The organism is Streptomyces sp. NBC_00075 (genome assembly GCF_045041225.1).
GTDB classification, from domain to species: Bacteria; Actinomycetota; Actinomycetes; order Streptomycetales; family Streptomycetaceae; genus Streptomyces; species Streptomyces adonidis.
In genome coordinates this window covers 2888620-2898780 of record NZ_CP108243.1, presented here as the reverse complement: position 1 = coordinate 2898780, position 10161 = coordinate 2888620, and the positions used below count along the sequence as shown (strand labels likewise).

10 protein-coding genes and 1 pseudogene are annotated in these 10161 nt (G+C 68.8%); 6 read left to right on the top strand and 5 right to left on the bottom strand.

All coding sequences use genetic code 11. The annotated features are described in order from the left end of the window. The first annotated feature begins 174 nt into the window (after positions 1 to 174). Complete coding sequence (locus tag OG787_RS12285) at positions 175 to 456, top strand: hypothetical protein (RefSeq protein WP_405535210.1); 282 nt, start codon at positions 175 to 177, stop codon at positions 454 to 456. A 23-nt stretch (positions 457 to 479) separates the two neighbouring features. On the opposite strand, the gene OG787_RS12280 is transcribed toward OG787_RS12285, so the two are convergent. After that, positions 480 to 2783, bottom strand: a complete 2304-nt coding sequence (locus tag OG787_RS12280; RefSeq protein ID WP_405535209.1) for an NACHT domain-containing protein — start codon at positions 2781 to 2783, stop codon at positions 480 to 482. Between the two features lie 189 nt (positions 2784 to 2972). Between OG787_RS12280 and OG787_RS12275 the strand changes: the two genes are divergently transcribed. Together OG787_RS12275 and OG787_RS12270 are read left to right on the top strand one after the other, a co-directional pair. Then, the gene (locus tag OG787_RS12275) at positions 2973 to 3101 is read left to right on the top strand and encodes a hypothetical protein (RefSeq protein WP_405535208.1); all 129 of its coding nucleotides are present in this window, start codon (positions 2973 to 2975) and stop codon (positions 3099 to 3101) included. Between the two features lie 67 nt (positions 3102 to 3168). After that, entirely contained in the window at positions 3169 to 4137 is a 969-nt protein-coding gene (locus tag OG787_RS12270; protein ID WP_405535207.1) for an FRG domain-containing protein, read from the top strand. A gap of 265 nt (positions 4138 to 4402) precedes the next feature. Here the strand turns inward: OG787_RS12270 and OG787_RS12265 are convergent, their stop codons facing one another. Continuing rightward, on the bottom strand, positions 4403 to 4588 hold the full coding sequence (locus tag OG787_RS12265) for a hypothetical protein (RefSeq protein WP_405535206.1): 186 nt from the start codon (positions 4586 to 4588) through the stop codon (positions 4403 to 4405). 319 nt (positions 4589 to 4907) lie between these two features. Here OG787_RS12265 and OG787_RS12260 point away from each other — a divergent pair, with 319 nt between their 5' ends. Together OG787_RS12260 and OG787_RS12255 are read left to right on the top strand one after the other, a co-directional pair. Next, entirely contained in the window at positions 4908 to 5180 is a 273-nt protein-coding gene (locus OG787_RS12260; protein ID WP_405535205.1) for a hypothetical protein, read from the top strand. A 96-nt stretch (positions 5181 to 5276) separates the two neighbouring features. Continuing rightward, positions 5277 to 5501 (top strand): DUF6207 family protein, encoded by a 225-nt coding sequence (locus OG787_RS12255; protein WP_405535172.1) that lies wholly within the window; start codon positions 5277 to 5279, stop codon positions 5499 to 5501. A gap of 61 nt (positions 5502 to 5562) precedes the next feature. Here the strand turns inward: OG787_RS12255 and OG787_RS12250 are convergent, their stop codons facing one another. Next, the gene (locus tag OG787_RS12250; protein ID WP_405535204.1) at positions 5563 to 5733 is read right to left on the bottom strand and encodes a hypothetical protein; all 171 of its coding nucleotides are present in this window, start codon (positions 5731 to 5733) and stop codon (positions 5563 to 5565) included. A 178-nt stretch (positions 5734 to 5911) separates the two neighbouring features. On the opposite strand from OG787_RS12250, the gene OG787_RS12245 reads away from it, so the two are divergent. Further along, on the top strand, positions 5912 to 7315 hold the full coding sequence (locus OG787_RS12245; RefSeq protein ID WP_405535203.1) for a hypothetical protein: 1404 nt from the start codon (positions 5912 to 5914) through the stop codon (positions 7313 to 7315). A gap of 244 nt (positions 7316 to 7559) precedes the next feature. Here OG787_RS12245 and OG787_RS12240 read toward each other — a convergent pair. Continuing rightward, positions 7560 to 8144 (bottom strand): annotated as a pseudogene (locus OG787_RS12240) (transposase family protein); the annotation flags it as partial. A 119-nt stretch (positions 8145 to 8263) separates the two neighbouring features. Continuing rightward, on the bottom strand, positions 8264 to 10156 hold the full coding sequence (locus OG787_RS12235) for a hypothetical protein (protein ID WP_405535202.1): 1893 nt from the start codon (positions 10154 to 10156) through the stop codon (positions 8264 to 8266). Between the last annotated feature and the right edge of the window lie 5 nt (positions 10157 to 10161).

Sequence of the window (10161 nt, the reverse complement as noted above, 5' to 3'; positions counted from 1 at the left end):
GCACGGCGCACGGACGCGGCGGACTAATGCGCGGCGAAGGGCTTCGGCGTTGCCCTTGCCGAGCACTCCGTCCGTGCAGTTTGGGCCGCATGTCGGTACTCGTGGAGGGTGCCGCCGAGGTGGTCATTTGGTTGCGGGGCACGACGGACTGTGAGGCCCTCGGGAAACCTCTGGGTGTCGGCATGCGGCAGGTCTGGAACAAGGGATGCCGGAGGTGCCCTGAAGACCGGCATCACCCTCACCGGCCGGCACGAGAAGAAAGTCCACCAGGCAGTCCTGAACCACGAGGGCCACATCAACGTCCTGGGCCGCTCCTGGCGCACCCCGACCACCGCCGCCAGAGCCGCGACCGGCAGCAATAAGATCGACGGCTGGGACTTCTGGCATCTGACCATCACCGGCGTGGAGCAGACCCTCGCCGAATTCCGCGCCACGCACTTCCCGCCACCCTCGTAGCCATCCACAGGGCACGGGGCCGGTCAGGTCACCGAGGACTGTTCGGCGCCGCCCTCACGGACTCCGGCTCCTGGGGACTGCCCGTCGCCGGGGTCGTCGTCACGACCGACGGCGTCCTGCTGGGACGGGGAAGAGCCGTCGAGGAGAGCTTGGAGCAGTAGGCCGTGGTGGAAGACGTATACGGGGCCAACCTGGCGCAGCACACCACGGCATGCTGCGTCATCGAGGAAGTCGACCACCGGCCAGGGCAGCCGGCCGGTCAGAGCGAAGTACGGTCGCGTCACGAAGCAGAACTTGCCGTAGGCGGTCGACAGGACAGCCGTTGACATACGCACCGGGGCGGCGAAGGCGACAACCATCAGTGCCCACGGTGTGTAGTGGAAGGCTGCCACGGCAACCCCGCCGAGACCGAGTGCGGTCGAGACGAGCGCGATGGCCGAGGCCAGAAGCAGGCTGTGTCGTGCTGCCGCAAGTGTCGCCGACGTGCTCGGAACTGCGTCGAGTTCGAGCGGGGCTTCGAGGAACTGCCGCAGCATGTAGGTGCTGGCGATGGCCAAGCCAAGCCCCCATGAGATTGCTATGGCCAGCACCAGCACGTCTCGTTGCCCCGTGGCAGTCGCGGTGGCCTTCACGAAAACCAGGGACGACTTGGCGATGAGCAAGACCAGTACGGACTCCATGAGGACCTTCAGGGTCCGGCCGCGGAACCGCAGGCGGACGTACACCGGCGCGGGCAGGGTTTCATCCCGGAGAGCCTGGACTGCGCAGATCGCAGCACCCGCGGCGACAACGGGGACGCTCACGAGCAGAATGTTTGTGCCGGAGCCGCCGGTCCAGGAGTACGCGCCCTGCGCGAGTGCCGCCGCGACCAGGCCTGTGATCAGGTAGAACGTGCCGATGGCCAGCGCGCGGAAACCGCGCGGGACGGTGGCGTACAGCCGCCACCAGGCGAGTGTGCCGCCCGACCGGTCGTCTGTGGCAATCTTGGCGAGAGCCTGGACGTATCGGCGTGTCGTCTCGCGATCTTCCTCATCCTTGGTGTGCCACTCTCGTGAACCGCGGCGACGTTTTTTCTGCGGCTCGCGCAGCTCTTCGGAGTAGACGGTGGGGATGAACGCATTGAGGAGATTGCGCTCCACTGCGGGGCTGCCGCCGTCGGCGGCCACCGCCAGTAGTTCGGAGGGTTTGGCGCGGTAGACCTCGCGTGCGAGCGTGATCATGAGCGGGGTGCGCAGCGCCTCACGGACGGCGGTCGCGGCCGGATTCTGGCTGTCGGGCGGCTCGACGACGGGCGTCCAGTCGGCGGGACTCGATTGCGGTAAGTACTGCGCGAGCTCACGGCTGTCGATTTCGCTGAGGGTGATCTCCGTGGCGGCGGGTACGGGCCCGGCGGCCTCTGCGGCCGCGGTGTAGCCCTCTGCCGTGCTTGTCACGATCACGGGCCCGTCGCTGGGCAACTGTCTGATGGCAGCGGCTCGTAGCTGCGGGGGCAGTTCGTCGAGTCCGTCGAGGACCGGCAGGATCCGATCGTGATTCACCAGCTCACGGGCCAGGGTGATGTGCCCGTTCCTCTGCTCCCGCAGCTGAGGGTATTGCGGGTATCGCTCGGCGAGTGTGTCGGCCAGCCACTGACGCCAGCCAGTGGTCGGTTCATTCCAGGTGTGCAGCGCGAACACCACCGGAACCGGGGCGCCAGCGGTGTGGTTGTCGATCAGCTCCCGAGCCAGGCGCAGGGCCAGGACGGATTTGCCGCTGCCGGGCTCACCGAGGATGACGAGCCGCCCGGCTGGAGTACGACGATACATCCCAAGGACGTCGTCCTTGGGTGCAGCTCGCCCGCACACGGGGAGAGGGTATGGGCGGTATACCTGCAGCCCGTCCAGTTCATCGCGCAGTTCGTTACGGACGAGCCCAGCCAGGTCCCTGATGACCTGATCGAATGGATCCGTCCCGGTTCCGGTGGATGCTGATGCCCGAGTCCGATTGGAATGGGCCCTGGCGCGAGCGGGCTGGGCCTCGTCCAGCAAGGTCGCCCACCTGCCTCTGTCGAATTCTTCCCCGGACCACTCGCACCACAGCCTGACCACGGCCAATAGCTGGGCTTCGCTGTGGGGGGCAGGTGTCGTCGCCGTGGGCCAGTCATCCGCGAGCCACTTGTTGAGGAGGTTGCCCAACGTCTTGACGTTGCCCCCGGCCTCCTTGACGGCCTTCGCGGCGACGTCGCGGCGCGAGTACCGCTCCCCGCTCACGTTCTGCGCAGTCTTGGCCCTCATCTCCAGCGCGCGCAGCGCGTCGTACAGCGCACGGGCCTTGGCCGACTTCTCCATCCGAACCCCCTGTTTCCCGGTGCCCGCTGTGCCCGGATGCCCGCTGCGGGCACGGCGGGCACGACCAATGACCAGGAGGTTAGGGGGAGTTTGCCCGCCCTGCCCATCCTTTCGGACAACTCCTTCTCCTGCCCGGCACGGTCGTGATGCCCGGCCGCTGGGGCCGGACGGACACCCAGGAGGGGAACCATGGACAAGCCCATACCCGTCACCCGCCGGCTCGCCCGGGCCGCGCTCGTCAGCCTCGTCAACGGGGCTGCCTGGGCCGCAGGTTCGCAATGTGTAGCGTGCCTGGTGTGGTGGGTGCAGCACCGGTAGCCGCCCCACGGGCGGACGGGCCCGGATCCACTCCGGGCCCGTCCCCGAGCCCGCTACTTTCATGCACATGGGTCTTGCCGCGCAGTATTTCGACGAACGTGACTCCAACCGCCGCCTGAGCATCACCTCCGCCGAGACGCTGTGGGAGTGGGTGAAGGCCGGCGGCGCCGACCGGCTGGCCTCGCACGAGTGGCCGCTGACGCCGGGTGAGGACGTCTTCTTCCGCGGGCAGCCCAGTACCGACTACGGCCTGTCCTCCAGCCTGTACCGGGTCTGCCGCGCCCGCCCCGCCGCACCGGAAGCAGGTATCCCCAACGAGGTCGACGAGCACGTGATGGCGGGGACGGAACGCGCGGTCATCGACGCTATGCGGCGCGAGGGCATCGGACGGCGTATGACGGACGGGCAGCTCCTTGCCGTCCTGCAGCACCACGGCATTCCCACCCGGCTCATCGACGTCTCCGAGTCCCCGCTGGAGGCGCTGTTCTTCGCGGTCGACCAGCAGCACGGCGTCGACGGACGCCTGTTCATGCTGCACCTGCACCGCGATGCCGCACAGCGGGTCGACACAATCGACTTCTCCCAGCAGACGCTGGAGTGGGCGGATGCTACGCACGGACGGCGTCGTGCCAAGGGGGAGTGGACGCAGCAGGTCGCCGTGGTCGACCAAGCCCCGCTCGATCCCCGGATGCAGGCGCAGCGCGGACGGTTTCTCATCGGAGGCCTCAACCGGCGCTACGGCGGGCGGTCCTACCGGATCGACGGACTCAACGTTCCGGGAGATCAGTACCCCGACATATCGACCCTGGGCGTCAACTTCCTCAACAGCGTCAAGGGGAAGCCGAACATGAACTGGTCCGCGACGGGCTGGACGCTGCGTGTCAGCTCCGCGTGGAAGCCCGAACTCCTGGAGCGCCTGGCCGGGGAGGGGATCGACCACGACTCCATGTACCCGCCGCTCGGCGAGGTCCGCCGGCTCGGGCTGCAAGTGGCCCGTGACGCGGCAAAAAGTCTCACCGAGGCAACCGCGTCCTGACCCGGCAGTCGGAGCTGGCCGGTCCGCTCGGCGCACGTGGTCGGGGTGCCGGTCGGCGCGGGTACGGTGGGCGAGTGAGTGACAGCCGCTCCGGGTCCGGGACGGCCGGGGCTTTCCAGACGGCCGTGTGTGCGGTGGGGCCCGAGCTGACCGAGGCTCTGCGGGCGCAGGGGCCCGCGGGGAGCGGGCGTTGGATCTGCTCCTGGACGCGGCCTTGATCCTGAATCACCCCGAGCGCCTGCGCCGCCCCTACGAAGTGGCGCAGTCATGCGTGCGTGGCGCGCTGGACAGCGTCCTGAACAACATGGCGGGCGAGGACTTTCCCGGGCCGAGGCGTGCCCGGCAGGCGGTGGTCGAGGCCGCCGGGACGGTGGCCGATTCCTGGGGACGTCACCGGCAGGTGACGCACGAAGACCTGGGAGTGCTCCTGGACGCGGTCGGTGAACTGCACGCTCAGCAGGCACAGCGCGGCGGGTTCCGGGCGCGCCAGGTGGGGCAGCTGGTGTTCGACCAGACCCGCCTGAGGTGGGGCTGGGCGAGCGGGAGGCCGCCCGCACGACCTGGGGCGCGTTCTACGAGACGGCGTCCGGGGTGCTGCACGGCTCCGGCAGCGGAGCGGACGAGACGCGCCGCCAGTTCGACGGCGTGGTCGCCGCCATGGAGTGGGCCGTCCACGAGGCCGTTCCCGGACACCGTGACCTGGTGGATGCTGACGCAGCCGGACGACTCCTTCCCGGTCGGCGCCCGAGCAACCGTGCGATGGCTTGCGGATGGACAGCGGCAATGAGCAGCTGCTGCGCGGCCGAATCTACGGCACCGACCACGACCACCCCGGCCCGAAGCCGGGACGCAGCTACGCCGAACTCGTGGGCGGGCCGCTGGACGGACTGCTGCTCGACATCACCGGCTGGAGGCCGGAGGAGATCGACGACGGCGTCTCCCTCCCCACGGAGCTCGGGCAGTTCAGCCCCGGCGGCCGGGCGCTGTACGACCCGCGCCCCGGCGACCCGGCCCGCTGGGACTGGGCAGGCGACAGCCCCTGACCACCTGCACTCGGTTGGGTGAAGACAGCGCACCGCCGGAACCCGCTCGGCAGGCCAGGCGTAGTGCCGTACATGAACCCGATCAACGAGACGCACGTGAGTGAGCCTGGCCTGGTCGTCGTCGACGTCGCGGCCGCCGACGATGAGACCGCGTTCGCCTTCCAGCAGCTGCTCGCCGACCGGTGGGCGACGTCGACAGCGGAGCGCACGACGCACGACGTTGACCAGCCCGGCGTACGGCTGCGCTGCTACCTGGACCTGCGCCAGCCCATGGCGCCAGCCGACGCGGTGCGGGAGGTCAGCGCAACCGCACCACGGTGACGCCCGCGTGCCGGGTCGTGCCCGCCACGACCTCCACCACCGCGTCGCCTCCGGCGGGCGCTTAGGAGTCACCGGCCTCCGTGAACGCCCGTCCGGTCTGAGGAACAAGGCGCGGGGCGACGACGGAGCGGAGTGCTGTGGTCAGCCACTGGGACAGCGCCACGCGGCCGTCGGGCAGCAGCCGTACGGCGAGCGCCTTCGGGTGCCGGGCGGTGCCGGCGAAGCCGACCACGGTCGCGTCGATCGAAGACCCCCTTGGGGCCTGGCGCGGGATCTTCGCTGTTCAACAACGCTGCGAGGACAGTCACGTGGTAGTCGGCTGCTGCTTGAACGATGGCCGGTTGCTACTGATTCCACCACTGGGAAAACTGCTGCCCACATGCGACTGAGGCCCGCTATGTTCAGGCCGTATGAGCAAGCATCTCTCCCTGCGTGAGGCCGTGTTGGCGTGGCTCGAGTACGCGGGCGCCCTGTCTCCAACACCCCAGTCCATCGTGGTGCTGATGCTCCAGCCCCACTGGGAAGACGTGGAGAATGCGGTGGTAGCCGCAGCGCCTAGGGAAGAGCACCCCGACCTCTACGCCAAGGCCGACGGAGACTGGGTCCCGAACTCCCGAACGCTGTTGGAGGTGTCGGGACTGGCTGCGGCGGCACGTCTCATTGCCCAGGGCGTGCAGGTTTCCGTCTCCGAGGTCGCGGACAGTTTCGTCACCTTCTGCACTGGTCCGGCACCGGTCCCCGAGCGATGGCTGCTCCTCAACGCCGCCTTCCCACAGGGGACACGGATTCCGCTGGGTGAGCACACCCTGCAGACCTTCACTGCGGACGAACTCAATCAGACGATCCCGATGCCTGCGCTGAACGTCGTGCAGCCCCGGAGCCATGATCTCGACCTGATCACCGGCGCACCGTTTCTCCATGTTCCTGATCCCGGCCGCTCGGTCACGCGTCGTCCGACCTGGTTCGACTTCACTGGCCCGCGTGCGGAAGCCCAGCACTGGCAGGCACTTCTTCCCCTGATGCTGTGGGACAGCGAACTTCTCCGGGTGGACGCGGTCTTCACCGTCGCGCGCGGACGCCTTTTCGATCTGAACCCCAGAGACGTGCCGACCACCATCAAGGTCTATGAAGGCCGCGACGGGAGAGGCGAGGAGGTAGGGGTCCGTGACACCGGCGAATTCCATGTTCCGGCCGCATGTCTTCCGGCCCTGACTGACTTCTGCACCGCGATCTCGGCGAAGATCGACGCGGTCATGGCAGGCGCGACTTACGAGCGGCGCATCCTCAAGCGGCGCGCCCGTCGACTCGAACGCGCAGCCCGGCACATCCTGACCGCCTACCAGCGCACCTACAACGACGACGGCGTATGGGACGTGGAGGCTGACGAACTGCATCTCGACTATGTCATCGCCCTGGAAGCCTTGCTGATCAGCCCCGACGAAGAACGCGTGGGCACCGCTGAAAATATTCGCTCCCGTGCGTCTGCACTGTTCCTCGGCCTTGACTACCAAACAGAGGTCAGGGCCATCGTCCAACGTGCCTACAAAGCCCGATCCACCTACGTGCACGGCGACGTGATCAAGGATCAGACAGAAGAGAAGAAGCTGAAAGAGCTGCGAACTCTCCGGCTCCTCACACTGCAGGTCATCCTGCGCTGGCTCGTCCTGACTCCTTCCGACACCGGGGATCTCTCGCACCTGCTCGATGCCGCCGTCCATGGCACAGACCGCGAAAACCGCATCGGCCAGTCCCTGCGTGCCTTCTTCACCACCACCCCGCCACGCAACCGGCCCGCCGACATCACCGCCACCTGACCCCTGGAGGAAGCCGCCCCTCGCAAGGGAAGGAGCCCCGGCAGCCCCGCTAGTGCAGAGCGGGCTGCCGGGAGGCCTCATGCGGGTCGCTCGGAGCCGACGGGGGAGGCGGCGCCGGGCGACGATCAGGGGGGAGACCACTGCGGTCGTCTCCGCGGCGGGTGCTGCGTCCTGGAGCCGGTCCGGTCCAGCCGTTCGTACAGCGCGCGCAGTATGCGGGCCTTGTTCTTCACGCGGTGCATGTTCCGGGTGTGGCAACCCGCACCGCACCGCCGGAGCCCTGATACGCCTTGTCGGCCCAGCATTGGATGCCAGCGTTCGTCAGGGCGTCGATGATGCCGTGGGTGCGGGCGGCGCGGATGTCGTGGACCGCGCCGGGCAGGGCGGCCGAGGCCCACAGTAGACGCCCGAACGGATCGGCGATGACCTGCACGTTCATCCCATGCTTCTTGTGTTTTCCGGAGTAGTAGGGGCGATCGGCGCCGATGCGGTCGATCGGCAGCAGCGTCCCGTCGAGGATCACGAACGCTTTGCGCGCCGCAGTTCGGAGAGCCGTGGCGAGGTCGGGCGCGAGAGTGGCGAGGAGCTCGACGGCTTCGGCCACGTACCGGGCCACCGTGCTGGTCCCGACGCCGAAACCGGCGGCGAGCTGGGCGTAGGTGTGTCCGCACCGAAGGTGGGCCAGGACCAGCAGGACCAGCAGGGCCTGCTGGTCCGTCGGGAGCCGACGCCATCGCGTGCCGAGTTCACGGCGCCGGGCAGTCAGCAGGCGGGACAGGAACTGAAGGGCCGAACTGGACAGATCCAGCCCCGATGGGTAGACAAGCACATGAAGCTCCGGGCGGACAGGTTGATCTTGGTCGACAACCCATCTACCAGGAGCTTCACCTCTTCCCGAACGCGGCCCCCATGCCAACTCACTTCACTGTCAGCCAGGTTGGCAGAGGCTCAGGTTCTCCGTAGGACTCGACCTGCGCCGGCCGCGACGGTGGTGGCCAGCAGCCAGCCGGTACCGATGAGGACGATCCCCACCCACTGCATGGCCCCGGACGGCTCGTATGCCCGTTCCTGGCCGAGGTCGACCAGAGGCAGCAGGAGATCGAGGGTGTAGATGACCGGCTGGAAGCGCGGGTAGGGGCCGCCGCCGACGGGTTCGGGGTGCCAGGTCCCGAAAAGTGCGGAGCCGGCGGCCAGCAGGCATACCAGCAGCCATACGGCCCGCAGCGGGCGGTATCCGTAGCCGACCGTGGCGTCCTGCAGCAGGCTCCACAGCTGGGCGGGGAACGCGAGGGTCGGCCGCAGGCTGCGCTGCTTGGCGACCAGGACGGTGCGGGCGTCGGCGTCCCGACCGTGGCTCTGGTAGACGGTCGCGAGCTGCTCGTAGGGCTGGGGCTTGAAGCCCTCCGGGTCCCGCATCAGCCAGGGGAGGCGTTCTGCAGCGGGCAGCGTGGGGCGCAGAATGTCGTACACGGTGCCGTCCACCCTGAGGGACGTGGGCCAGCTGGCAGGGCTGTCCCGAATAAGCATCACTTTGGTTCGGCTGAGGGCGACGTGTCCCTTGGGCGGCTCTGCGAACTGCAGGGACAGTTGGGCCGCCGTCGTGCCCCGGCAGGCGAGGGCCTCCTCTGCCCCGGCCGCGTCCAGGACCGCTCCGTGGAAGGATATGTAACTGCGGACGGTGGCGTTACTGATGCCGATCCTGCCCCGGGCGGTGAGGCCCCGACCGAGGTGTGCCACCCCTCCGACGTCGATCCCGTTGGCGCTGAGGGCCGTCGAGTCGCCCCCGGGCGCCGTCAGTTCGGCCCCGTCCAGCAGAAGCGAGCCGCCGATCCGGGCGTCGCACAGGTCTACGGTGCCCTGCGCGGAGAGGCCGTCCCGGCAGTCGAGGTCGCCGCCGATGTGTGCGCGGGCCGCTGTGAGCGCGGTACCCGCGGAGTGGTTCAGGCGGGCGCCCTTGAGGACGACGCTGCCGCGTATCGAGGTGTCCGCGAGGGTGACCGGGCCGTCGAGGACGAGTCCCCGCTCGGCCTGGATGTCACCTCCGATCTGGGCGCACCCCAGATGCAGCGCATAGTCGCCTGCGTCCCGGCCCGGGCCGGTGAGGGTGGCGTCGAGCAGTTCCACCGACGCACCGATCGAGGCCCCGCAGAGGTTGACCATTCCTGTGCAGGAGAAGCCGCGGCCCAGGTACAGGCCGCCGCCGACGGTGAGTTCGGACATCTGAAGATTGCCGGTGGGGGTGGTGATGGTCGCTCCACGGAGCGACAGGAGGTCCTGCACGCGGGCGTTGTTGAGGTGGACGGCGCCCGCGCAGTCCAGTCCCAGCGCCGACAAGGACTCGTCGACGGCGACGGACCGGGCGTCGATGGCGGCTTCGCCAGGTCCGGGACGGACCTTGGTGGCGTCGAGGGAGAGGTGAGTGCCGACGGTCAGCGAACGCAGGTCAAGTGTCCCGTTTACCGTGCAGCGGGTGACCTTGAACTCCTGGGCGACCCGTGCGCTGTGCGCCCGCAGCCCGGGAAGACGGCACTCGTCGAGTTCGAGCGCCTCCAACTGCGCACCCTCCAGCCGCGGCACCTCATCGAAACGGCACCGTCTCAGACGTAGGGCCCCTCGTACGACGGCTTCCGACAGGTCCAGTTCCCCGCGTATCCGCACGCCCCGCACCCGGAGCCGGGCGAGGTGGCCCGGGTGCGGGGGCGGAGCGATCAGCAGCAGCCGGGATACGACCTCTCCCCGCACTTCCGGCACACCCTCGCACCACTCGCCGCGCCGGTAGGCCTCCCACATCCGGCACTCGCCCTCGTCCCACCCCTCCGGCGGATCGCCATCGTCCGCCACCCGAG